This is a genomic window from Mucilaginibacter sp. P2_D11 (genome assembly GCF_056404435.1).
This window is the reverse complement of sequence record NZ_JBFUEA010000007.1, coordinates 31681-55772: the sequence shown is the minus strand read 5'-3', so window position 1 is coordinate 55772 and position 24092 is coordinate 31681. Positions and strand designations below refer to the sequence as shown.

Genomic DNA, 24092 nt, shown 5'->3' with positions numbered 1-24092 from the left:
CTTTGGAACACCCCTATTCTTTATATAAAATCCATAACACACTTACCACCAACCGCTTAAATAAAATAGCAAAAAATGGTTAAAGCGCAATGAAACACTTACACTTCATCATAATCATAACCTCGCATCCACAATACCCCGCGGCAAAACCGATTTGGTATCATATATCACACTCGTTTCGCCATTAATTATTACCGAGTAATCCAGGGCCAAAAACTCATTGTGTGCTACGGCTAAAATAATAGCATCGTATTTTTTATCGATGGACGCAGTTAGTTCTATCTGGTACTCCTGCTGCACCTTCTCTGCATCGGCCCATGGATCGTACACATCTACGTTCAGTCCAAAGGCTTTCAGTTCGGTATAAATATCAACCACCTTGCTATTGCGCACATCGGCACAGTTTTCTTTAAAAGTGATGCCCAGCACCAGCGCGTTGATGTTGCCTATATCGTGCCCCTTTGCAACAAGCAGTTTAATTACTTTACCGGCGACAAAACTGCCCATCTCGTCGTTTACGCGGCGGCCGGAGAGGATCACCTGCGGCTGGTAGCCCAATGCTTCGGCCTTATGCGCCAGATAGTATGGGTCTACCCCTATGCAATGCCCACCAACCAGGCCGGGTTTGTACCTCAAAAAATTCCATTTGGTACCTGCGGCATCCAGCACGTCATTGGTGTCGATGCCCATCCTGTCGAATATCAACGCCAGTTCGTTCACGAACGAGATATTCACGTCGCGCTGGGCGTTCTCAATCGCTTTGGAGGCCTCTGCCACCTTTATGCTCGGCGCCTTATGCGTGCCTGCTGTAATGATGGAGGCGTACAAGGCATCTACCCTATCGGCAACTTCGGGCGTGGAGCCGCTGGTTACTTTCCTAATTTTGGCCAGCGTATTTACCTTATCGCCGGGGTTGATGCGCTCCGGCGAGTAGCCCACAAAGAAGCCCTCGTTATATTTTAAGCCCGAGGCTTGCTCCAGTACCGGTACGCAATCCTCCTCGGTACAGCCGGGGTACACGGTAGATTCGTATATGATTAAATCGCCGTTTTTCATCAATTTTCCGAGCATTTCGGAAGCTTTTAACAGCGGACCGAGATCGGGTGCTTTAAACTGATCTATTGGCGTTGGTACGGTGACGATGTAGGTATTGCAGCTACGCAATTCTTCGGTATCAGATGAGAACTTTAAGCCTGCATCGGCGGAATGTTTAAGCACCTGTTGCAGGTCGTCGATGTTCGCTTCGTGGGTGCGGTCGGTGCCCAGGCTAAGTTCAAGTATGCGCTGCTGGTCGATGTCGAAACCTAATACGTTATATTTCTTGGCGAATTCTATGGCCAATGGTAAGCCCACGTAGCCTAAACCTATTATGGCAATTTTATGTTCCTTGCCCGGGTAGCTTTCTTTCATGTAGGTGATTTAACGCATCCCGGCGCATTTTGTGCGCGGGAGTGGTATAAAAAGCGAAAATAAGGATTATTTGTGTTTGCCCTTGTGGTTAATTTTACCGCAAAGCACGCAAAGAAAAAACGCAAAGGGCACAAAGATTTAAATGGCGATTAATTCACGCAAAAGCGCTAAGCCGCAAAGAAATTAATTTAGTTGATAGCTGATAAAACTATTGTCGCAATTGCCAGTAACGGACTATAACAAATCTTTGTGATTCTTTGCGCTAATCAGCAAGTAAATCTTTGCGTTCTTTGCGGTTAAATAAACCACATGCTCTACTCTTCCTCCGGCTCTCGAAAAAGTTAAATGATGCCTGCGCCTGCTAATTCGAAATGATTCCCGAATGAGGCAATCAATGCTACCGGCGTTTATTTTCCGCTTCATGTAACATGACAGGGCACGCCTAAGTCATAGCAGCGTTCATTTTCAAACTATGGCATTAGAAATTAAGGGGCTTACCAAGCAATATAACGCAACTAAAACCGGGTTATCAGATTATTCCATCACTATTGATAAGGGCATATTAGGTTTACTTGGCCCTAATGGCGCCGGTAAATCAACCTTGATGAAGATAATTGCCACCATTAGCCAGCCTACCAGCGGCACTATATTTTTAGATGGGGTAGATATTGTGAGCAACCCCAACTTCATCCGTAAAGTATTGGGCTACCTGCCTCAGGATTTTGGCGTTTACCCCAATTTAAATGCCTATGAATTTTTAGAATATATTGCAGCCATGAAAGGCGTGGGCGGCAAGGATCTGCGCCGGCGCATTGATATGCTGCTGGAAGGTGTTAACCTGACAGCCGATGCCAAAAAGCCTATCGGCACCTACTCCGGCGGCATGAAACAACGCGTTGGCATTGCGCAGGCCCTCCTTAACGACCCTAAGGTGCTCATATTTGACGAGCCCACGGTAGGCCTCGATCCGGAAGAGCGGGTTAGATTCAGGCAACTCATCAGCGAGATGGCTGATGATTGTATCATTATCCTTTCATCGCACATCGTATCAGACATTGAAACTATTGCCGATGAAGTAGCCATTATGCAAAGCGGCAAACTTATTACCAAAGGTTACCAGCACGATATTATTGAACAGGCCAGGGGACGAATATTTGAAGTGCTTTTAGAGAGTAGCGAAGTAGCAGCATTTAAAACAAAGTACAAGGTTATTGATACCAGCCGCCAAAAAGACCGTACCAGGGTACGATACATTAGCACCGATCAGAATAACGTTGCTGCATCCAGGCCTGTGGACGCAGGTTTAGAAGATGCCTACTTATTGTTAACGCAACATAACGCTTAAGCCGATGCAATACATTTACAGCATTGTAAAGGCCGATTACCTGCAGCGTACCCGCAGCTATGCCTTTTTACTTACACTGGCTATTACCATTTATGTGGCTTACCTGTTTGTGCCGCCCGTAAGCGCTTCGTACACAACTTTGAGCGCTGTTGGGTTCAAAAGTGTTTATAACGCCGCATGGGTTGGTTATATATCAGCCACCATGACCGCTGTAATGCTATCATTTTACGGTTTCCTGCTGGTAAATAACAGCATTAAAAGAGATATCGATACCGAAGTAGGTTTAATTATTGCTGCCACGCCTATTTCTAATTTCAGCTACCTGCTGGCCAAACAACTGAGCAACTTTGTTGTGCTTTGTACCATTGCCGTTTGCACATTTGCGGTAAGCATACTCATGTTCTTCGCGCGCGGGGCCGGGTATCCGCTTGTTCTGGCTCACTTTATACTACCGTATTTGCTTTTTGTATTGCCGGCCATGTTCCTGGTAGCTGCATTAGCGGTAGTGGCCGAAGTGTTTTTAGGGAAGCGCAGCATACTGCAATTTATCATATACTTCTTCCTTTGCGGGGCTGCGCTTTCTTCTCTTAATACCAAAAGCGCAGAGCCTCCCAGCGGCTTTTTGGATCCTTTTGGTTTAAGCCTGGTTACAGGCAGTATTAAAAGCGAGATAAACACCCGGTTCCATCAGCATATAGAACAAGTATCATTCGGATTTATATTTAGCAAGCGCCGACCCTTTCAGTTAATCACCTGGAACGGCATCAACTGGACCGCTCTATTTATTTTTAGCCGCTTGCTGTGGATGAGTTTTGCGGTAGCACTGGTTTACCTTTCCTCCTTCTTTTTTCACCGGTTTGATTTTAAGAAAGCAGCCGGCAAAAAGAAAAAGCGGGCAGCGGTAATGCCGGATGATGAAGGATTCGCCGTTATTCCGGCTGGTATAAGCAGTGCTTTGTTGCCACCGGTAGTTTTTAATTACAGCATAGTGCCCTTTATCAAAACCGAGTTGTTATTGCTCATAAGGCAAGGAAACAAATGGTTATGGTTGCCTAGTATAGGCCTAAGCCTAAGTATGCTTTTTGCGCCATTACCTATAGCGTCTTTGTACCTGCTCCCGGCTTTGTGGTTTTTACAGGTAACCCGCTGGTCGGAATTGGTGACGAAGGAAAAGACCAACCGGCTTCATTATTTCACTTACGCATCTTACAAGCCCTTACAACGAATGTTACCCGCTCAAATAATAGCCGGTTTCTTGTTAGCTATGGCACTGGCGTTCCCACTGGTGTTGCGATACGTTATAGTGATGGATGGCATATCAATCATCAACACGATCATTGGGGCCTTATTTGTGGTGTCGCTGGCCGTGTGCACGGGTATTTTGAGTGGCGGCAAAAAATTGTTCGAGGTTATCTTTTTCCTGCTCACCTATACCCTTGTGAATAGCTTGGCATTGGCCGACTACATGGGCAGTTTACCGCAGCACCACACCCTGGCTTTCACCGGCATTCTTTCAGCCATTATTTTGGCCTTATTGCTGATTAGCTTTTCGGCGAGGAAGTACCAGGCAGGGCATTTGTAAGGTACTTATCCCTCTTTCCCCTCCTCCGGCTTCTCGAAAAGATCATCCTTCAGTTCGTCCGTTTCGCGGCGGTCGCGTTTGGTGGGGCGGCCGGTACCATCTCACTTGCAAGGCTGTTACTGGTGCCTCGCCGGGTTCGTGCTTAAGTATATCAAGCCACCAAATGCGCCTAACTTTACCTAAAAAGATTTGGTCATCAGCCCTCCAAAACCGCACGCCTTATCGTTCGGTTTTGTTACAATAAAAATCACACCCACCCAGGCAATATATTAATTTACAGTAATTTATAACTTTGGAACAGCAATTGACGTTTTTGACTTACTTGAATCCATACATATTCCATATAAACCTGTACGACCTACTGTTCCTCGGAACAATTTTTACCGGGCTTACTTTTGCCCTGCAATTATTGTTTGCCAACAGGCCGGGGCGAAACGCAAACCTTTTCGCCGGCCTGGCCTTGCTCATTGTCGTTATGCATTTGGTTTGGGTGCTATGTATAGATATCGGTTTAAGCACCTACTTCCGCCAATGGAGCCGGCTTCCGCTAAACTATTTGTCGGCCCTCGGCCCCATGATCTATTTTTGGGTACGCAAAATGACCTCGCCTGGGTACAAATCCGGGCAGAAGGATTTATTGCATTTGAGCCCCTTACTGCTGCAAGTCGGCATTTGGGCATTGGCGGTGAAAGAAAGCATAGCAACAGGCGCAGCCACCTATGATACCCGCATCTTTGGGCTGTTGAATCCGGCCTTGCAGTTACTGATATTTTTTTCGGTTATCATATATCTATACTGCGCTCATAGGCTTATAAAAACCTACTATCAACAACTAAAATTTAACGGGGGCGATCGGTACCGCAACAAGCTACGGTGGCTGCATCGCTTGATAAGGGGCTTCGGCATCATATGGTTGCTATGGGTACCTTACGCCATTGCTTCCTTTTATCATCGCAGCCCCCTTGCCGTGCATGCTTACTACATCTTAAACCTGCTATTGGCAATAATGATGATCCGGATAGCCGTTGCCGCATTTTTAAAACCGGAAATTGTGGTATCTGCCCAGGCAGCCCAGGTAGCAAAACCAACCATCCCGGCAGATTTGAAGCAAAAAGGCATCCGGCTAAAAAATGCCATGGAAGCCAGGGGGCTTTACCGGGACGCCGATTTAAGTTTAAGTTCGCTCGCCGTGTCGCTGGATATAAATGCGCACGATCTGTCCCGAACCATCAACGTAGCCCTCAAAAAGAATTTCAATGATTTCGTTAATGAATATCGCATTATAGAGGTTACCCGTAAAATGCAGGACCCGGCTCACGACCACCTAACGCTGCTGGGCATAGCGTTCGAGTCGGGGTTTAATTCAAAAACTACCTTTAACCGCACATTTAAACAAATGACCGGTAAAAGCCCTGCGGAATACAAATCTGAACTGAAAAAAGAGCGACCATATTATAATTCGGAGCGACACCCGGCAGCTGCGAGGGTAATTTCGTATCGTAAAACCACGCCAATGTGGGCAAACGAGAAATTAAACCGCAGTTATATGTTCAAAAATTATTTCAAGATCGCCTGGCGCAACGTCATGCGCAATAAAAGCTATGCTACAATCAATGTTACCGGCCTGGCTATAGGTATCGCAGCATGCCTGCTCATTTTCCTGATAGTGCAATTCGAAACAAGTTTCGATAACTTCCATGCTAATAAAGACAACATATACCGCGTGCTTACAGTAAACAGCGGCCCTGATGGAACAAACGCCAACGCCGGGACGCCAATGCCGTTAACCGAGGGCTTGAAGCTAGACTTCCCGCAAATAAAGCAGGTGTCGAACATCATGCTGAACGACGGTGCACATTATTCTGCTGGAGGGAGCGATGGGAGCGCTGTAAAGAAATTCAAGGAGGATGTTTCTTATTATGCCGACCCTGCATTCTTCGGGATATTTGATTTTAAGTGGCTTGCCGGAGATAAAAACACTGCTTTAGCAGAGCCGAATACGATAGTGCTATCCCGTGATGAAGCCGACAAGTTCTTTGGCGATTGGCACACAGCGATGGGGAAAATAGTGCGGCACGATAACAAACGCGATCTTAAAGTGACCGGCATCATTGAGAATACGCCGGCAAATACCGACTTCCCGATGAAAGTGGCCGTATCATGGTTGACGCTTATTGGGAAAGGAGGCGATTTTACCAACAATGCAAAAGACTGGATAAGCACCTTCAGCGACAAGAATTGCTATATTATTTTACCGGCAGGCACGGATGTGAAACGGTTTAACACCAACCTTGCAGCATTCGCAAAAAAGCATGTACCCCCGCCCTACAACAAAAACCAGGTCTTTCAATTACAGGCACTGAAAGATATGCATTATAACACCGCGGTAGGTGTTTACGGCCGTCACCCCTTTGGTAAGGAGCTCATCAATGTAATCAGTTTGATTGGCTTGTTCCTGCTGATTATCGCCTGCGTTAATTTTATCAACCTGGCCACCGCACAGGCCGTAAACCGATCGAAAGAGGTTGGCATCCGCAAGGTTTTGGGCAGCAACCGCTACCAATTGCTGCTGCAATTCATCAGCGAGACATTGATCATAACGTTATTTGCCGTTATATTTGCTTCCATAATTTCATGGCTTACGTTGCCTTTGTTGAATAACCTGCTGGAAATACAGCTGAGCGGCGGTTTCCTGGCAGACCCATTAGTGATCTCATTTTTAGCCACTGTACTTACTGGGGTTACCTTACTGGCGGGTTTTTACCCGGCCCTCGTACTATCCGGGTTTAACCCAATCGAGGCTTTAAAAAACAAAATCAAAGCCGGAAGCTCGAGCGGGATATCCCTGCGTAGGGTATTGGTGGTAACACAATTCTGTATAGCGCAGTTCCTGGTTATCGGTACCCTGGTATTGATATACCAGATGAATTACTTTAAAAACAAATCGCTCGGGTTTAATAAAGATGCAGTGATTACTGTGCCTGTCCCGGCAGACAGCATTAGCCGGACAAGGATAAATGCGCTGAAAGATGAGCTTCTACAGCAACCGGGGATAAAAGATATAAGCGTTAGCTTATACGGCCCGGCTGACAACGGCGGTTGGTTTAGCGACTTTAGGGTTGACAATGCAGCGAAGCCTGTCGATTTTAACGCGAGCCTGAAATGGGCCGACCCGGAATATTTCAAATTATACGGTATGCAATTTGTAGCAGGGGGGCCATACGCTAAAACGGATACTATATCAGGGTATGTTGTTAATGAAACTTTAATACATAAACTGGGCATTACCGACCCCAGACAAGCTATCGGCAAATACATTATGTTATGGGACGACCAGAAAAAGAAGGCGCAGATAACAGGTGTGGTGAAGGATTTCCATTCGGAATCGTTGCGATATGCCATCCCGCCTGTATTGATGGCTCCATGGAAAATCTATTATCAAAAGTTAAATATCAAAGTGCAACCCACTAATTTAAGCCAAACGCTGGCGAGCGTGGCAGGTTTATGGAACAAAACCTACCCGGAGGGCGTATATGAATACCAATTCCTGGATAAAACGGTTGCTGATTTTTATAAAAACGAGGACCAACTATCCACACTCTATAAAGTATTTGCCGGTATAGCCATATTTATATCCTGCCTTGGCTTGTACGGCCTGGTATCATTTATGGCTTTACAGCGTATTAAGGAAGTGGGCATACGTAAAACGCTGGGCGCATCTGTGGGGAACATCGTTTACTTGTTTTCGAAGGAATTTACAGTGCTTATTGTAGTTGCATTTGTGATATCAGCTCCCCTGGGTTACTATTTCATGGATCAATGGCTGCAGGATTTTACTTATAAGATTACCATCGGTCCCGAAATATTTATCGTAGCGATACTTACATCTGTAGCAATAGCCTGGGCAAGCGTAGGATACAAGGCGATAAAAGCATCACTGGCTGATCCTACAAAGAGCTTGAGGAGCGAATAATTTTGTTGGCGGGAACATTTTGAGATAATAAGATTTGGCAACTTTTTGAAAGTTGTCAAATCTTAAGGGGGTTTATTAGCACTTAGTTCTCTTTCGTTTCCTCCTCCGGCTTCTCGAAAAAATTATCCTTCAGGTCGTCGGTTTCGCGGCGGTCGCGTTTGGTGGGGCGGCCGGTACCCCGGTCGCGTTTCAGCACCGGCGCATGGAACATCGATTTGAAGGCTGTAGTTTGTTCTACCGGGGTAATATCCTGGTAGTAATCCACGGCTTTTTTGGCATCTACCCGGTTCTCTAATAAACCGGCTACTAATATCACTTTACGGTCGGGGCCTTTAGATATCTGGTAGGTTTCGCCGGTCTTCACCTCGTGCGATGGTTTGATATTGGTCCCGTTCAGCTTTACTCGGCCCGCCTTGCAGGCATCAGAAGCCAGCGTACGTGTTTTAAACATGCGGATAGCCCACAGGTATTTATCAATTCTCAGTTTTTCCTTTTCGGGCATAATACATCAATTCTTACTCCGGCGAATATTCAGAGATGATGAAATGATTAAACAATACATTTTTGCTGGTATGTTCATTTAAATACAAACAGTATAACGTAACCTTATCCCCGTTTTTTAGATCCTTTTGAAATTCGTCTATCAATTTTTTTTGAATAGGCATCCAAATTTCCTCGTTGCCTACCTTGATGAGTACGGCAGAGTCGAACAGATCTTCTGCTGTAGCATTGATGCTTAATGTTTTAAAAACTCTATTTACAGAATTCATGCTGTCGGCACTAACCGGCTGCACCTTCCCCATAAAAACACCTGTAAACCTGTATTTATCTTTCCGGACATAATACGGTGCTATATTGGGATGATGCTCGACGCTATCAGCGTACTGGCGCTCTTGTTTCAAAACTGATGTAATATCCGTTGCGGGGTAATTAGTGTTCCATTGTGCCCAGTGTTCGGCAGCTGTTTGTGCGTTTGCTGCCAGGGTAAAGCATACTAATATTATCGCTAAGCACCATTTCTTCATGTTGATATTCATATAATAGTTTCTTCGATGTTGTTATCGCACAGTATTGAACGAAATAATCTCAAACAAATCTGCCCAACAAATCCATCCGTCAAAAATACTCATCAATTCTTAGTATTTCTTTTTCGGGCATAATAATTTGCTAAGTACTAATATTCCTCTTTCCCGGGTATGAACTCGGAGATGAGGAAGTTGTTGAACAATTTATTTTTAATGGTATGTTCATTCAGGAACGCGCAGTATAACGTTAATCTGCCGCCTTTTGCAACCTCTTTGCGCAATTGCGGCAATAAATGTTTCTGTATAGGCATCCATATTTGCTGTAGGCCTACTTTCATCAATACTACCGAATCTACAAGGGTTGCTACCTGATTAGGATCTCTCTGGTTAAGGGTAAAAACCCGTTGCATCGACTGCATCGCTTCCACATCAACCGGTTGCGCTTTCCCTAAAAAGGTTGCTTTAAAACGATAACTTGCCATCCTGACGTAATAAGGCGCTATTTTCGGATTTTTTTCCACGCTTGCCGCGTATTGTCGCTCTACTTTCAAAAGAGCGGCTATATCTTGCTTTGGATAGTTCTTATTCCAGGTTTTCCAGATATCTTCATCGGTTTGCGCATTTGCAAAGTATGTTAGGCAGGTAAATATGATTGAAAAGTATAATTTCATTTATTAAGATGATAGAGAGGCTGTATCAAAATAAAACCCAAGATTGAACAACAAAATAAAAACTGGCCGAAACACTTCCTTGTGACCTTTGTGCAAAAATCTTAGCGCCCTTTGTGTTTAATTTTACCACAAAGATTCACAAAGGGAGGAACACAAAGAGCACAAAGCTGATTTTATTCGAATAATTTTCTAAATAACCTTATGATACAGCCTTAGAAGCCTGGCAAGTACAATTATCTCAAACAAATCTCCCCAAAAATCCTTTAATTTGGCAAAATTTATTTCGTTACTAAATGATCGATCTTAAAAAAATGATTGAAGATGCCTGGGAAGACAGGAACCTTCTGAATTACAGCGAATATACCAATGCCATTGAAACCGTTATCGAACGCCTGGATAAAGGGGAGATACGCGTTGCTGAACCTATTGGCAACCGCTGGCATACTAACGACTGGATAAAGAAAGCCGTTATTCTATACTTCCCTACCCGGGAGATGAAAGAAATTAAAACAGGCCCATTCGTTTTCCACGACAAAATGGCCCTGAAGACTAACTATAAAGAACTTGGCGTGCGCGTAGTGCCGCATGGTATCGCCCGTTACGGTGCGTACCTGGCCAAAGGCGTTATCATGATGCCATCGTACGTAAACATTGGCGCATATGTAGATGAAGGCACCATGGTTGATACCTGGGCAACCGTAGGTTCGTGTGCGCAGATAGGCAAGCATGTGCACCTGAGCGGTGGCGTAGGCATAGGCGGCGTGCTGGAGCCTGTGCAGGCTGCTCCGGTTATCATCGAAGACAACTGTTTCCTGGGTTCGCGCGCAATCGTAGTAGAAGGCGTGCATGTAGAGCGCGAAGCGGTTTTAGGCGCTAACGTAGTTTTGACTGCATCTACCAAAATCATCGACGTTACCGGCCGCGAGCCGATTGAATATAAAGGCCGCGTGCCCGCCCGCTCGGTAGTAATACCAGGCACTTATGCCAAAAAATTCCCAGCCGGCGAATACAATGTGCCTTGCGCATTGATTATCGGCACCCGTAAAGAATCTACCGACAAAAAGACATCATTGAATGATGCTTTGCGGGAGAATAATGTAGCGGTGTAATTAGATTTGAGATGTGAGATATGAGATTTGAGACCGAAATTGTGTTAAACAGAAGTGAGGTGGGAGATATGCAGAAGCTATCTCATATCTCACATCTCACATCTCACATCTAAATGAGAATTGGATACGATGCCAAACGTGCTTTTTTGAACAACACCGGCCTCGGCAATTTTAGCCGCTGGCTCATCAAAACCACGGCACAGCACTATCCTAATAATACCTACCTGCTTTACACGCCAAAACTTAAACCCAATAAATGGCGCAATTTTTTCGATAGCTTCCCCAACATTAAAATCATCACCCCTGCTGGCAAGTACCTCACTGCTTTGTGGCGCAGTAAAGGCGTGGTAAGCGATTTAAAAAAAGACGGGGTGGACATTTACCATGGCCTCAGTTACGAGCTTCCGATGGGCATCCGCAATACAGGCATCAAAACCGTGGTTACTATACACGATCTTATCTTCCTGCGTTTCCCGCAATATTATGGCTGGATCAACCGCTTCATCTACACCGCCAAAACCAAACGCGCCTGCAAAACGGCGGATAAAGTAGTGGCGATAAGCGAGCGGACTAAAGAGGACCTGGTAGAACTATTGCACATCGACCCCAAAAAAATAGAAGTGATTTATCAGGGCTGCGCGCCGGAGTTCAGCGTAAAGCAGCCCGAAGCGCAAATAATCCTCGCGAAGCAGAAATACAGCCTGCCAAACGAATTCATTCTGAACGTTGGCACCATTGAGGAGCGCAAGAACCTGATGCTGCTGGCAAAAGCATTGCCCCATTTAAAAACAAATATACCGGTAGTGGTGGTTGGCAAACCAACGGCTTATCTGGATGAAGTGAAAGCATTCCTCACAGCAAATAATTTAGCGGAGCGGATGCTTTTCAGGCACGATGTTAGCTTCGACGATTTGCCTGCGGCTTACCAATCGGCGAGCTTGTTTGTTTACCCTTCGCGGTACGAGGGCTTCGGCATACCGGTTTTAGAGGCATTGGTGTCCGCTGTTCCCGTAATTGCTGCTACAGGCTCCTGTCTGGAGGAAGCAGGGGGGCCATGCAGTCGTTACGTTAGTCCCGATGATGAAAAGGAGCTGGCGGAGCAAATCGACGAGGTATTATCCAACGATGAATCGCGACAGCAGATGATAAGCGAAGGCCTCCATTATGCACAACGCTTTCAAGACCGTACCTTAGCGGCGCAAATGATGAATATATACCAAACACTACACGCCCATGCTTAAGGACGAAGTAAACAAGGCATTGCAGGTGCTGCAGGATGGCGGCATCATCCTTTACCCTACCGATACCATCTGGGGAATCGGCTGCGATGCTACTAACACCGAGGCTGTAAAAAAAATCTTCGCCCTTAAACAGCGCGAAGAAAGCAAAAGCATGATTATTTTGGTAGATACCGATAACAAGCTGCAAAGTTATATCAGCGAGGTGCCCGAGATTGCTTACCAACTGATAGAATTTGCCGAGAACCCGCTTACGCTGGTGATGCCCGGCGCAAAAAACCTCTCCCCGGCCCTTATTGCCGAAGACGGCAGCGTGGGCATACGGGTAACAAACCACCCTTTTTGCCAGCAACTGATACAGCGGCTGCGCAAACCCATCGTATCCACATCGGCCAATATCAGCGGGCAGCCTTCGCCGGAATACTTCGGCAAGATTAGTCCTGATGTTATCAACGGCGTTGATTACGTGGTAGATATCGACCAACATAGCATGGAGAAAAAAGCTCCATCCACCATCATGAGGTTGGCCCCTAACGGCAGTTTTGAATTTATTCGCCGTTAATTTTAATATGATTAAATTTGTGGCGTTTGCCTAAAAGGCTGTATCAAAACAAAAAGCCTGATTGAACAACAAATAAAAATTTGGCCTGTGCATTTCTTTGTAAACTTTGTGGTGAAAATTTTACCGCAAAGAACGCAAAGGAAGATACGCAAAGAGGCACAAAGCTTTGCTATGGGTATAAATTACTTATTAAGTTACGTTTGTAAAACGTACAGGCATTTTGGGTTATGTTTATCTGATGGCCTGTTTACAAAGCTTTGTGGTCTCTGCGCTAATGAAGCTGCAAATCTTTGCGCGCTTTGCGGTAAAAAAACCGCAAGTAACACAAAGCCAATTTATATTGATTGTTTTTGAAAAAGGCCTATCATGTGGCCTTTGTATTTTTATGAAACAACACCTGCAACATCCGGTATTTAGTGTTATCTCCAGCATTGCTGCGGCGCATGATGTGCAGGCCTTCGCCATTGGCGGGTACGTGCGCGATATTTTCCTCAACCGCCCCTCAAAAGATATCGATATTGTTGTGATAGGCAACGGCATCGCCTTTGCCGAGGCGGTTGCCGCTCAGCTCAACGTAAAGGTATCGGTGTTCAAGAATTTCGGCACGGCTATGCTGCGCTACCAGGATGTGGAGGTAGAATTCGTGGGAGCACGCAAAGAAAGCTACCGCTCCGAATCGCGCAAGCCCATCGTAGAGAACGGCACCTTAGAAGACGACCAGAAACGCCGCGATTTTACCATCAACGCGCTGGCCATAACTTTAAACAAAGAGGAGTATGGCGTATTGGTAGATCCCTTTGGCGGCATAGCCGATATGGAACGGAAGCTCATCCGCACCCCGCTAAACCCGGTAGAAACTTTTTCAGACGACCCGCTTCGCATGATGCGCGCCATCCGCTTTGCATCGCAACTGAATTTCCGGATTGATGAAGAGGCCATCGCCGCTATCAAAAGCAACCTGCACCGTATCAAAATTGTATCGCAGGAACGGATTACCGACGAACTGAATAAGATTATCCTCTCGGCAAAGCCGTCCATTGGCTTCAATTATTTGTTCGATACGGGCCTGCTGCATATCATTTTCCCGCAGATGACCGCGCTTTACGGTGTGGAGATCATCAACGGCAAAGGCCATAAAGATAATTTTTACCACACCCTGCAGGTGCTGGATAATATCTGTGAAACCACTGATGACCTTTGGCTGCGCTGGGCGGCTATATTGCACGATATTGCCAAGCCGCCAACCAAGCGCTTCGAACCGGCCCACGGGTGGACTTTCCACGGGCACGAGGACAAAGGCGCGCGCATGGTGCCCAAGATATTCGCACAGCTGAAGCTGCCGCTGAACGAGAAGATGAAATTTGTGCAGAAACTGGTGCAGCTGCATTTGAGGCCAATTGTATTGTCGCAATCTATCGTTACCGATTCGGCTGTAAGGCGGTTGTTGTTCGAAGCCGGGGAAGACATAGAGGCCCTGATGCTGTTGTGTAAAGCAGACGTAACTACCAAAAACGAGTACAAGGTTAAAAAGTATCGTAACAATTTCGAGCTGGTTTTGCAGAAATTGAAGGATGTGGAGGAGCGTGATAATATCCGAAACTGGCAGCCGCCGGTAACGGGACTGGATATTATGCAGCTTTTTGGCATAAAAGAGGGTCGCGAAGTGGGTATTATCAAAAATAAGATACGCGAAGCCATACTTGAGGGCGAAATACCCAACAATCGCGAGGCTGCATTGAATTTTACTATAGAAAAAGGCGCCGAAATTGGCTTGAAAGTTGTGGAAAGCACAAATTGATTTAAAACTTATTATTTTTGACAAAAATTACTACAAATGGCATTATACAGGTTCAGGGTTACTTTTGAGGATTACGATGATGTAAGCAGGGATATTGACGTTAAATCGAACCAAACGTTTGAGGATTTGCACCGCGCTATACACCAGAGTACCGGATACAATGCCGAGTATCCTTCGTCGTTCTACATCAGCAACGATCAATGGATGAAGGGCGAAGAGATAACCTACCTGCCCAACCAAAAAAGGATAGACCGCAAGATACCGCTGATGGACAAGATAAAGCTGAGCAGCTATATCGACGATCCGCACCAGAAATTCTATTACACCTTCAATTTCGACCGCCCCTTCGATTTCCACGTGGAATTGAAGCAGATTATATTGAATGACACGCCCGGCGCTACTTATCCCTTAGTAGTACGCAGCGTTGGCGAAGCGCCAAAACAGTTTGGCAATGCATTCAATTCTGCTGCGGCCGCTACTGCAGCAACTGCGCCTGATGAGGATCTGGATTTCCTGAACGAGATGTTGTACAACCCGGAAGATGCTGAAGATTTTTCTGAAGTAACTGATACCGGTATTGACGACCCCGAAGAAGAAAAGAAAGAAGATGACGAGGAAGAAGACGTATTCGGCTTCGGCGATGACGACGGCTTCGACGACGACGACAAGCCGGGCCGTAGCGACGATTACTAGTATTATTGAATATCGAATGATGAATTTTGAACCCCGAATTTCGAAGTGCAAAATTCATCATTCCTACCCCTTCGAAATTCATTATTCGGCGTTCGGTGTTCGATATTTCCTCAACTAAATCATGAGCACCACCTCTCCCACCCTCATCGTAATTGCCGGGCCTACAGCATCGGGCAAAACTGCGGCGGCTATCCAATTGGCGCAGCATTTTAATACGGCTGTGGTATCTGCCGATTCGAGGCAGTTTTTCAGGGAGATGTCCATCGGTACAGCCAAGCCCACTGCAGAGGAGCTTGCCGCTGCCCCTCATTATTTTATCAACTCACATTCTATTACAGAAAGTTTTTCCGTTGGCGATTTCGAGCGCGAGGGGCTGGCGTTATTGGAGCAACTTTTTCAGCAGCACCCCGTTGTTATACTTGCAGGAGGCTCAGGCCTGTACATCAAGGCCATTTGCGAGGGCTTCGACGATTTGCCGGTTGCCGATACCGCCATACGCGACAGGCTGAACAACGAGCTGGCCGAAAAGGGCATCGAAGTACTACAGGAGCGGCTAAAACTGGCAGACCCGGTGTATTACAACGAGGTCGACATCAGCAACCCACAGCGCATCATACGGGCCCTAGAGGTTTACGAAAGTTCGGGCCGGCCGTTCTCATCTTATCGCACAGCAAAAATCAATAAACGCACCTTTAACATCATCAAACTTGGGCTGGATTGGCCGAGGGAAGTTTTGTACGACCGCATCAACCGTCGCGTAGATTTGATGGTGGCCGATGGTTTGGTGGATGAAGTGAAATCGCTGCTGCCATACCGGCACCTGAATGCGTTGAATACTGTTGGCTACAGCGAGATATTCGATTACCTCGACGGGAATACCGATTTGCCCGATGCGATTGCGCAAATAAAACAAAACACCCGCCGCTTTGCCAAAAGGCAAATGACCTGGTTCAGGAAAGATAAAGAGATTGTTTGGGTGGACGCCCAAGAAGAAAATCTAACAGAGACAATGTTAAAGACTATCGCCGAGAAGCTTTAATCATAAAAAAAACCACGTCATGCTGAATTTATTTCAGCACCCCATTGGACAGGTAGCCAACTTGCAAAGCCGCTAAGCATCGTGGCAACTTTTATGATGGGGTGTTGAAACAAGTTCAACATGACGATTGGTTAGCTATTAGTCCAGCAAGCTCTGCAAATAAGCCCCGTAGCCGCTTTTGATGTATTTCTGTACTAATACTTTCAATTGCTCATCATCAATAAAGCCCATCAGGTAGGCAACCTCTTCAATGCATCCTATCTTGCGCGACTGGCGTTTTTCTATCACGCGGACAAACTCCGTAGCATCGCTCAATGAATCGAAGGTACCGGTATCCAGCCAGGCGGTGCCGCGGTCCATTACGCCAACTTTTAGGTTACCTTGCTCCAGGTAAACACGGTTTACATCGGTAATTTCGTATTCGCCGCGCGGCGATAGTTTTATGTTCTTGGCTATCTCTACCACGCTGTTATCATAAAAATACAAGCCCGGCACGGCGTATTTGGATTTTGGTTTTACCGGTTTTTCTTCGATAGACACCGCGCGGAATTCAGAATCGAATTCCACAACGCCATAGCGTTCAGGGTCGGCAACCGGGTAGGCAAATACGGCCGCGCCTTCCACATCATTAAAACTTTGTATCAGCCTGCTGAAACCCGATCCATAGAATATATTATCGCCCAATACCAGGGCAACTTTATCTATCCCAATAAAATCTGCACCTATCACAAAAGCCTGCGCAAGGCCGTTTGGCGTTTCTTGTATGGCGTACTGGAATTTGCAGCCCAACTCTTCGCCTGTGCCCAATAAACGCACAAACCCGGGGTTATCTTCGGCGGTAGTAATGATGAGTATCTCGCTGATTCCGGCCAGCATCAACACCGATAGCGGATAGTAAATCATCGGCTTATCATAAATAGGCATCAGTTGCTTACTTATGGCCTTGGTAATGGGATAGAGCCTGGTGCCCGATCCGCCTGCTAAAATGATACCCTTCATGTGATGATGTGTTTAGTTTTGTTGTTTTATTTTGCTTATACAAACTTTCAGGCTATCTCTCCAATATGGAATTTCGATGCCAAATGTTCTCTTTATTTTGGTTTTATCCATTACCGAATACGGTGGCCTGGTGGCCTTTGTAGGGTAATCGCTGGTGGGGATAGGTATAACTTTTACATCCGTTCCAGAAATATCGAATATCGCTTTAGAAAAATCATACCAGGAAGCGATGCCTTCGTTGCTGTAATGATAAATGCCGTAAGCCGTGCTGCCCGATTGTATGATAGTGATGATGCAATCCGCTAAATCTACACCGTAGGTGGGCGTACCAGCCTGGTCGGCAATGATTTTCAGCTCGGGGCGTTCGGAGCCCAGCCTTAGCATGGTTTTAACGTAATTATTAGCAAATTCCGAATACAACCAGGCCGTGCGTACAATAAAGTATTCATTTACAAGCGCCGGTATCACCTTCTCTCCATCCAGCTTAGTTTGGCCGTAAACGCTGATGGGCAGCGTTTCATCCTCCTCGTTAAGCGGCGAAGATAAATCGCCTTTGAATACAAAATCGGTGGAAACCTGTACCAGGGTGGTGCCGTGCATGCCGCACAATTTGGCTATGTTTTCAACGCCTGTCTTGTTTATCTTTTCGGCAAGTTCTGTTTCGTCTTCTGCCTTATCCACCGCAGTGTAAGCTGCACAATTTACGGCGTAAGCGGGTTTATATTTAGCGAACAGTTTACCTAAGCCCTCTACATCTAAAATATTTGCTTCGGTTTCATCCGGAAAAATAAAAAAATCGAGGTTTTTATCTGCTGCAAGCTTTTTGAAACATTGCCCTAACTGGCCCGAAGCGCCGAAGATGATGGTTTTACTCATTTGTATCAGTTTCTGTTAACGGTGTGCTAACACTTTTGGGAATTATATTGTTCTATCGTTCTACGTGTTTTATTAAAAAATCCTGGTACGCAAGGCGGATGCCGTCTTCCAGCTTGGTAGAATACTTCCAGCCTTTTTCGGCCAGTTTGGTAACGTCCATCAGTTTGCGTGGTGTACCATCGGGTTTGCTCGTGTCAAAATCGATATTACCCTCGTAGCCAACTACCTTTTTTATCAGCAGCGCTAAGTCCTTAATGCTTATTTCGGTACCGCTGCCAATGTTTACCAGGCCTGGTTCGTCGTAATTCTGCATCAGGTAGTAACAAGCTTCGGCCAAATCATCGGCAAATAAAAACTCGCGAAGCGGCGAGCCTGTACCCCAAATAGTAACCGTGGGCAAACCCTGTTCCTTAGCCTCATGGAACCTGCGTATCATGGCCGGCAGTACGTGCGAGTTCTGCGGGTGATAGTTATCGTTATAGCCATACATGTTGGTAGGCATTACCGATATAAAGTTGCAGCCATATTGCGCACGGTAAGCATCGCACATTTTTATGCCGGCTATTTTGGCTATTGCATATGGCTCGTTGGTCGGCTCTAGCGTACCGGTAAGCAGGTAATCCTCTTTCAAAGGCTGGGGGGCCAGTTTTGGATAGATGCAACTCGAACCCAGGAACATCAGCTTTTTTACGCCGTTTAAGTAAGCGTTATGGATGACATTGTTTTGTATCTGCAGATTCTCGTACAAAAAATCGGCACGGTAGGTGTTATTTGCCACAATACCGCCAACTTTTGCAGCCGCCAAAAACACGTAATCGGGTTTGGCCTCGGCAAAAAAAGCGGTGACCTGTTGCTGGTCGCGCAGGTCAACCTCGCCAGAACCACGTAAGATAAAATTAGTAAATCCCTCTGCTTCCAGCTTGCGAAGAATGGCAGAACCCACCATCCCACGATGCCCGGCAATATATATCTTTGAATCTTTTTCCATTAATTAGTCGATAGTCGATGGACCATAGTCCATAGTTAGAAACAATGCCCGTTCGACCATGGACTATTGACCATGGGCTATGGACTTAAAAACTACGCCTGCCCTATCGGCCCACCAAATGTGATGGGGAAAGCGCCGCCTGTAGGGTCGTTGCCTATTTTGATGCGGCCGTTTACAGCCTCGTATTTCTCTACATTGTCTTCCAGCGCGGTAAGTAGCCTTTTGGCGTGCTCGGGCGTTAATATAATGCGCGATTTTACTTTGGCCTTGGGGATGCCCGGCATCACGCGAATAAAATCGAGCACGAACTCTGAACTGGAGTGAGTAATGATGGCAAGGTTAGCATAAACACCTTCGGCAATCTCTTCAGACAGCTCGATGTTTATCTGGGTTTCGTTTTGTTCTTCCATGGTACCAAAAATAGCAAAGCCTGCTGTTTTCACGGCAGGCTTTGCAAAAGTATTTGAAAAAAAATCTGATTAAGCTTCTACTTCTTCAGTTTTTGAAGCCATCAGGCGATCGAATTCTTCCTGAGAACCTACACGGATATTTTCGTATTCGCGCAAGCCTGTACCGGATGGAATTAAGTGACCAACGATAACGTTTTCTTTCAGGCCAAGCATGTTGTCTTTTTTACCTGCAATGGCTGCTTCGTTCAGTACCTTGGTGGTTTCCTGGAACGATGCTGCTGAGATGAACGATTTGGTACCCAACGATGCCCTGGTGATACCTTGCAGCATCGGGCTCGAAGTTGCAGCAATTGCATCCCTTACCTCAACTAATCTCGCATCCTTACGTTTCAGGATAGAGTTTTCGTCGCGTAGTTTCCTTAAAGATACAATTTGACCTACTTTTAAGTTAGTTGAATCACCGGCTTCGGTAACAACCTTCTTGTCGAACATCTCGTCGTTCTCTATCATGAAATCCCAGCTGTCAACAGCTTCTCTTTCAAGGAAACGGGTATCGCCTGCATCTTCAATAGCAACTTTCTGCATCATCTGGTGAACGATAACCTCAAAGTGCTTATCGTTTATCTTCACACCCTGTAAGCGGTAAACCTCTTGTATACCGTTAACCAGGTACTCCTGCACGGCCGCAGGGCCTTTAATTGCAAGGATATCTGCCGGAGAGATAGAACCATCAGACAATGGCATACCTGCTTTAACAAAGTCGTTATCCTGTACAAGGATGTGTTTAGACAATGGCACCAGATATTTTTTCACCTGGCCATCTTTACTTTCGATGGTGATTTCGCGGTTACCACGTTTCACGCCACCTAAAGTTACCACACCGTCAATCTCGGTTACTACCGCAGGGTTTGATGGGTTACGTGCTTCGAACAGCTCGGTTACACGTGGCAAACCACCTGTAATATCTCGCGTTTTACCGGTTGAACGAGGAATCTTAGCAATAACTTGTCCGGTTTGTAGTTTCTCACCTTCTTCAACAGAAATGTGGGCACCTACCGGGATGTTGTATCCTTTAATGATGTTACCTTTTGTATCGGCTATCTGGATAACAGGGTTTTTTGTTTTATCCCTTGTATCGATAATAACCTTCTCGCGGTGACCGGTTTGCTCATCGCTTTCTTCGCGGAAGGTGATGCCTTCTAATACTGCTTCGAAAGTGGTGATACCCGCAAACTCTGATATGATAACCGCATTGTACGGATCCCATGAACAGATACGGTCGCCTTTGGCAATCTTGGCACCATCTTTCACATACAGGTATGAACCGTATGGGATGTTGTTGGTAACGATAACCTTGTTGGTACCCGGCTCGATGATGCGGAACTCGCCCGAACGGCCCAATACTACATCAACGTTTTCTTCGTCGGTTTTGTAAGTAACGGTACGTACGTTTTCGAATTCGATCACACCTTCGAACTTCGCGTTGATTTGCGATTCTGCCGCGATGTTTGATGCGGTACCACCCACGTGGAATGTACGCAGCGTTAACTGTGTACCCGGCTCACCTATCGACTGTGCTGCAATTACGCCCACTGCCTCGCCTTTTTGCACGCGTTTACCGCTTGCAAGGTTACGGCCGTAGCATAAAGTACAAACACCTCTGCGGCTTTCGCAAGTCAATACCGAACGAATTTCGATACCCTCCAACGGTGAGTTCTCTATTTTCTTGGCTATTTCTTCGGTAATATCATGGCCTGCAGAAACGATAAGATCGTTGGTGATAGGGTCATGCACATCATGAAGCGTTGTACGGCCCAAAATACGATCGTATAAAGGCTCAACGATATCCTCGTTATCTTTTAATGCGGTTGTGTAGATACCTCTTAAAGTACCGCAATCAACCATACCAACGATCATATCCTGTGCAACATCATGCAACCTACGGGTTAAGTAACCAGCATCCGCTGTTTTCAACGCCGTATCCGCCAAACCTTTACGGGCACCGTGGGTAGAGATAAAGTACTCTAATACCGACAGGCCTTCTTTAAAGTTAGACAAGATCGGGTTTTCGATAATCTCACCACCCGAACCTGATTTTTGAGGTTTCGCCATCAAACCACGCATACCTGCAAGCTGACGGATCTGCTCTTTAGAACCACGCGCACCAGAGTCAAGCATCATGTAAACAGAGTTGAAACCCTGGTTATCGTTGCTCAGGATGTTCATCACATTCGCAGTTAAGCGATTGTTGATACGTGTCCAGATATCGATGATTTGGTTGTAACGCTCGTTGTTGGTAATGAAACCCATGTTATAGTTACCCATAACATCTTCTACTTCTTTAGAAGCCTGGGCAATCAATGTAACCTTTTCTTCAGGAATGTTAATATCCTTCAGGTTAAATGATAAACCACCCTGGAATGCCATCTTAAAGCCTAATTCTTTGATATCATCAAGGAATTGTGCTGCGCGGGCCATACCGGTCATCTTAACAACCTCGCCAATAATATCACGAAGTGATTTCTTGGTTAGCAGTTCGTTAATGTAGCCAACTTCTTCGGGCACATGCTGGTTAAATAACACGCGGCCTACAGTAGTTTCAATTATTTTAGAAACGATGATACCATCGCGTTCTTTAATCCTTCCCTTAACCTTGATAAAGGCGTGCAGGTCTATCTTCCTTTCGTTGTAAGCGATAATTACCTCTTCGGCAGAATAGAAAGTTAAGCCTTGTCCTTTTACAACGCGTCCTTCATCTGTTTTACGGCCTTTGGTTATGTAGTACAAACCAAGCACCATGTCCTGAGAAGGTACTGTAATTGGCGTACCGTTGGCAGGGTTTAAGATGTTGTGCGATGCAAGCATCAATACCTGGGCTTCCAAAATTGCTGCGTTACCTAGTGGTACGTGCACAGCCATCTGGTCACCGTCAAAATCCGCGTTGAAGGCGGTACAGGTAAGCGGGTGCAATTGTATAGCCTTGCCCTCAACCAGTTTAGGTTGGAACGCCTGGATACCCAACCTGTGCAACGTAGGCGCACGGTTTAGTAATACAGGATGGCCTTTTAATACGTTTTCCAAAATATCCCAAACTAATGGGTCTTTACGGTCAACTATTTTCTTCGCAGATTTTACCGTTTTAACCACACCACGCTCAATCATCTTACGGATGATAAATGGTTTGAATAATTCGGCAGCCATATCTTTTGGCAAACCGCACTCGTGCAGCTTTAAGTTAGGGCCTACAACAATTACCGAACGCGCCGAGTAATCCACACGTTTACCCAATAAGTTCTGGCGGAAACGGCCTTGCTTACCTTTCAGGATATCCGAAAGTGATTTCAATGCACGGTTACCTTCAGTTTTTACTGCGTTTACTTTACGTGAGTTATCGAACAACGAATCCACAGCTTCCTGTAGCATACGTTTTTCGTTACGTAAAATTACTTCCGGTGCTTTTATCTCGATCAAACGTTTTAAACGGTTGTTACGGATAATTACGCGGCGGTAAAGGTCGTTCAAATCCGAAGTTGCGAAACGGCCACCTTCCAGTGGTACCAATGGGCGCAGCTCTGGCGGTATAACCGGAACGATTTTTACGATCATCCACTCAGGGTTGTTTTCAATCCTGGTTTTTGCATCGCGGAAAGCCTCAACCACCTGCAAACGTTTCAAAGCTTCGTTTTTACGTTGCTGCGAAGTTTCGTTTGCTGCCTGGTGGCGCAGGTTATATGATAACTGGTCAAGATCAAGGCGTTTAAGCAAATCTTCTAATGCTTCGGCACCCATCTTGGCCACAAATTTCTGTGGATCTTTGTCGTCCAGGTATTGGTTTTCCTTTGGCAGGGTATCCAATATATCCAGGTATTCTTCTTCTGTCAGGAAATCCATGCGGGATATACCATCAGATTCTTTGATACCCGGCTGTATAACTACATAACGTTCGTAGTAAATGATTAAATCAAGGCGTTTGGTTGGTAAGCCCAGCAGGTAGCCAATTTTGTTTGGCAACGAGCGGAAGTACCAGATATGCGCAACAGGCACCACCAGGTTGATGTGGCCCATACGCTCGCGGCGTACCTTCTTTTCGGTTACTTCAACACCGCAACGGTCGCAAACGATACCTTTGTAACGGATACGTTTGTATTTACCGCAATGGCATTCGTAATCTTTTACCGGACCGAATATACGCTCGCAGAACAAACCATCGCGCTCAGGCTTGTAAGTCCTGTAGTTGATGGTTTCCGGTTTTAAAACTTCACCGCTCGAACGCTCCAGAATAGATTCCGGGGAAGCTAAGCTGATCGTAATTGTGGTGAAATTACTTTTGATTTTATTATCCTTTTTGTAAGACATAGTCTCCTTTGTTTTTAA

The 24092-nt window shown here is 45.8% G+C and carries 18 protein-coding genes; 9 read left to right on the top strand and 9 right to left on the bottom strand.

What is annotated here, in order from left to right:
• Positions 1-114 precede the first annotated feature (114 nt).
• Positions 115-1410, bottom strand: a complete 1296-nt coding sequence (locus tag AC1DXC_RS12410; protein WP_477459462.1) for a nucleotide sugar dehydrogenase — start codon at positions 1408-1410, stop codon at positions 115-117.
• 472 nt (positions 1411-1882) lie between these two features.
• On the opposite strand from AC1DXC_RS12410, the gene AC1DXC_RS12405 reads away from it, so the two are divergent.
• From AC1DXC_RS12405 to AC1DXC_RS12395, 3 genes are all read left to right on the top strand, one after another.
• Positions 1883-2755 (top strand): ABC transporter ATP-binding protein, encoded by an 873-nt coding sequence (locus AC1DXC_RS12405; protein ID WP_477459461.1) that lies wholly within the window; start codon positions 1883-1885, stop codon positions 2753-2755.
• A gap of 4 nt (positions 2756-2759) precedes the next feature.
• Positions 2760-4337, top strand: coding sequence for a hypothetical protein (locus AC1DXC_RS12400; RefSeq protein WP_477459460.1), 1578 nt, complete (start codon positions 2760-2762; stop codon positions 4335-4337).
• A 292-nt stretch (positions 4338-4629) separates the two neighbouring features.
• Complete coding sequence (locus AC1DXC_RS12395; RefSeq protein WP_477459459.1) at positions 4630-8310, top strand: ABC transporter permease; 3681 nt, start codon at positions 4630-4632, stop codon at positions 8308-8310.
• Positions 8311-8392: 82 nt separating this feature from the next.
• On the opposite strand, the gene AC1DXC_RS12390 is transcribed toward AC1DXC_RS12395, so the two are convergent.
• From AC1DXC_RS12390 to AC1DXC_RS12380, 3 genes are all read right to left on the bottom strand, one after another.
• The gene (locus AC1DXC_RS12390; protein WP_477459458.1) at positions 8393-8812 is read right to left on the bottom strand and encodes an RNA-binding S4 domain-containing protein; all 420 of its coding nucleotides are present in this window, start codon (positions 8810-8812) and stop codon (positions 8393-8395) included.
• A gap of 13 nt (positions 8813-8825) precedes the next feature.
• A complete protein-coding gene (locus tag AC1DXC_RS12385; RefSeq protein WP_477459457.1) occupies positions 8826-9335 on the bottom strand; it encodes a hypothetical protein in 510 nt (169 codons plus the stop codon).
• A gap of 149 nt (positions 9336-9484) precedes the next feature.
• The gene (locus AC1DXC_RS12380) at positions 9485-10006 is read right to left on the bottom strand and encodes a hypothetical protein (protein ID WP_477459456.1); all 522 of its coding nucleotides are present in this window, start codon (positions 10004-10006) and stop codon (positions 9485-9487) included.
• A 293-nt stretch (positions 10007-10299) separates the two neighbouring features.
• On the opposite strand from AC1DXC_RS12380, the gene AC1DXC_RS12375 reads away from it, so the two are divergent.
• From AC1DXC_RS12375 to miaA, 6 genes are all read left to right on the top strand, one after another.
• The gene (locus tag AC1DXC_RS12375; RefSeq protein WP_477459455.1) at positions 10300-11115 is read left to right on the top strand and encodes a 2,3,4,5-tetrahydropyridine-2,6-dicarboxylate N-succinyltransferase; all 816 of its coding nucleotides are present in this window, start codon (positions 10300-10302) and stop codon (positions 11113-11115) included.
• A gap of 113 nt (positions 11116-11228) precedes the next feature.
• Entirely contained in the window at positions 11229-12356 is a 1128-nt protein-coding gene (locus tag AC1DXC_RS12370; RefSeq protein ID WP_477459454.1) for a glycosyltransferase family 4 protein, read from the top strand.
• On the top strand, positions 12349-12915 hold the full coding sequence (locus AC1DXC_RS12365; RefSeq protein ID WP_477459453.1) for an L-threonylcarbamoyladenylate synthase: 567 nt from the start codon (positions 12349-12351) through the stop codon (positions 12913-12915). Before AC1DXC_RS12370 ends, AC1DXC_RS12365 begins: the two co-directional genes overlap by 8 nt.
• A gap of 385 nt (positions 12916-13300) precedes the next feature.
• Entirely contained in the window at positions 13301-14713 is a 1413-nt protein-coding gene (locus tag AC1DXC_RS12360) for a CCA tRNA nucleotidyltransferase (protein WP_477459452.1), read from the top strand.
• 36 nt (positions 14714-14749) lie between these two features.
• The gene (locus AC1DXC_RS12355; protein WP_477459451.1) at positions 14750-15406 is read left to right on the top strand and encodes an IS1096 element passenger TnpR family protein; all 657 of its coding nucleotides are present in this window, start codon (positions 14750-14752) and stop codon (positions 15404-15406) included.
• A 121-nt stretch (positions 15407-15527) separates the two neighbouring features.
• Entirely contained in the window at positions 15528-16445 is a 918-nt protein-coding gene (gene miaA / locus AC1DXC_RS12350) for a tRNA (adenosine(37)-N6)-dimethylallyltransferase MiaA (protein ID WP_477459450.1), read from the top strand.
• Positions 16446-16583: 138 nt separating this feature from the next.
• Here miaA and rfbA read toward each other — a convergent pair whose 3' ends face one another.
• From rfbA to rpoC, 5 genes are all read right to left on the bottom strand, one after another.
• Complete coding sequence (rfbA, locus tag AC1DXC_RS12345; RefSeq protein ID WP_477459449.1) at positions 16584-17444, bottom strand: glucose-1-phosphate thymidylyltransferase RfbA; 861 nt, start codon at positions 17442-17444, stop codon at positions 16584-16586.
• 12 nt (positions 17445-17456) lie between these two features.
• Positions 17457-18320, bottom strand: coding sequence for a dTDP-4-dehydrorhamnose reductase (gene rfbD, locus AC1DXC_RS12340; RefSeq protein ID WP_477459448.1), 864 nt, complete (start codon positions 18318-18320; stop codon positions 17457-17459).
• A gap of 52 nt (positions 18321-18372) precedes the next feature.
• Positions 18373-19308 (bottom strand): GDP-L-fucose synthase family protein, encoded by a 936-nt coding sequence (locus AC1DXC_RS12335; protein ID WP_477459447.1) that lies wholly within the window; start codon positions 19306-19308, stop codon positions 18373-18375.
• A 92-nt stretch (positions 19309-19400) separates the two neighbouring features.
• Entirely contained in the window at positions 19401-19718 is a 318-nt protein-coding gene (locus AC1DXC_RS12330) for a DUF3467 domain-containing protein (RefSeq protein ID WP_477459712.1), read from the bottom strand.
• Positions 19719-19787: 69 nt separating this feature from the next.
• Positions 19788-24074, bottom strand: coding sequence for a DNA-directed RNA polymerase subunit beta' (gene rpoC / locus AC1DXC_RS12325; protein ID WP_477459446.1), 4287 nt, complete (start codon positions 24072-24074; stop codon positions 19788-19790).
• Positions 24075-24092: the final 18 nt, after the last annotated feature.

Coding starts and splice junctions, on each gene's coding strand:
- AC1DXC_RS12365 (WP_477459453.1), top strand. CDS start 12,349: ATGCTTAAGGACGAAGTAAACAAGGCATTGCAGGTGCTGCAGGATGGC.
- rfbA (WP_477459449.1), bottom strand. CDS start 17,444: ATGAAGGGTATCATTTTAGCAGGCGGATCGGGCACCAGGCTCTATCCC.
- AC1DXC_RS12375 (WP_477459455.1), top strand. CDS start 10,300: ATGATCGATCTTAAAAAAATGATTGAAGATGCCTGGGAAGACAGGAAC.
- AC1DXC_RS12355 (WP_477459451.1), top strand. CDS start 14,750: ATGGCATTATACAGGTTCAGGGTTACTTTTGAGGATTACGATGATGTA.
- miaA (WP_477459450.1), top strand. CDS start 15,528: ATGAGCACCACCTCTCCCACCCTCATCGTAATTGCCGGGCCTACAGCA.
- rfbD (WP_477459448.1), bottom strand. CDS start 18,320: ATGAGTAAAACCATCATCTTCGGCGCTTCGGGCCAGTTAGGGCAATGT.
- AC1DXC_RS12405 (WP_477459461.1), top strand. CDS start 1,883: ATGGCATTAGAAATTAAGGGGCTTACCAAGCAATATAACGCAACTAAA.
- rpoC (WP_477459446.1), bottom strand. CDS start 24,074: ATGTCTTACAAAAAGGATAATAAAATCAAAAGTAATTTCACCACAATT.
- AC1DXC_RS12385 (WP_477459457.1), bottom strand. CDS start 9,335: ATGAAGAAATGGTGCTTAGCGATAATATTAGTATGCTTTACCCTGGCA.
- AC1DXC_RS12380 (WP_477459456.1), bottom strand. CDS start 10,006: ATGAAATTATACTTTTCAATCATATTTACCTGCCTAACATACTTTGCA.
- AC1DXC_RS12335 (WP_477459447.1), bottom strand. CDS start 19,308: ATGGAAAAAGATTCAAAGATATATATTGCCGGGCATCGTGGGATGGTG.
- AC1DXC_RS12400 (WP_477459460.1), top strand. CDS start 2,760: ATGCAATACATTTACAGCATTGTAAAGGCCGATTACCTGCAGCGTACC.
- AC1DXC_RS12390 (WP_477459458.1), bottom strand. CDS start 8,812: ATGCCCGAAAAGGAAAAACTGAGAATTGATAAATACCTGTGGGCTATC.
- AC1DXC_RS12330 (WP_477459712.1), bottom strand. CDS start 19,718: ATGGAAGAACAAAACGAAACCCAGATAAACATCGAGCTGTCTGAAGAG.
- AC1DXC_RS12360 (WP_477459452.1), top strand. CDS start 13,301: ATGAAACAACACCTGCAACATCCGGTATTTAGTGTTATCTCCAGCATT.
- AC1DXC_RS12370 (WP_477459454.1), top strand. CDS start 11,229: ATGAGAATTGGATACGATGCCAAACGTGCTTTTTTGAACAACACCGGC.
- AC1DXC_RS12410 (WP_477459462.1), bottom strand. CDS start 1,410: ATGAAAGAAAGCTACCCGGGCAAGGAACATAAAATTGCCATAATAGGT.